General features: G+C 68.1%; 1 protein-coding gene. It reads right to left on the bottom strand.

Translation table 11 applies throughout. The annotated features are described in order from the left end of the window. A partial coding sequence (locus SB753_RS42230) for a hypothetical protein (RefSeq protein ID WP_410805845.1) occupies window positions 1-212 on the bottom strand: 212 nt, incomplete at its 3' end. Window positions 213-229 lie beyond the last annotated feature (17 nt).

Here is a 229-nt window from a genome sequence, read left to right as displayed (position 1 = left end):
AATACGCCGATGCCCAGCGCCAGCAGCGCGACGTCGACATACCGCCGCTGCCACAGCGGGCCTGCGCTGCGTGCGTTCCCCAGTCTGGACCGCAGCACTGTCGACGTTGTCGCCTGGCGCCAGGCCGGAACAACAAAAGCCACGACCGCCACGATCAGTCCCAGCAACGCGGCGCCACCAAACCACGGCAGCGCAGGATGCCAGTCGCTCACCTGCCAGTCTGCCCTGG

The sequence above is a fragment of the Paraburkholderia sp. SIMBA_053 genome (genome assembly GCF_046534895.1).
In the GTDB taxonomy this organism is placed as follows: Bacteria; Pseudomonadota; Gammaproteobacteria; order Burkholderiales; family Burkholderiaceae; genus Paraburkholderia; species Paraburkholderia caledonica.
Note: the sequence above shows the minus strand (reverse complement) of the source record. Positions and strands in the feature narration are given on the sequence as shown.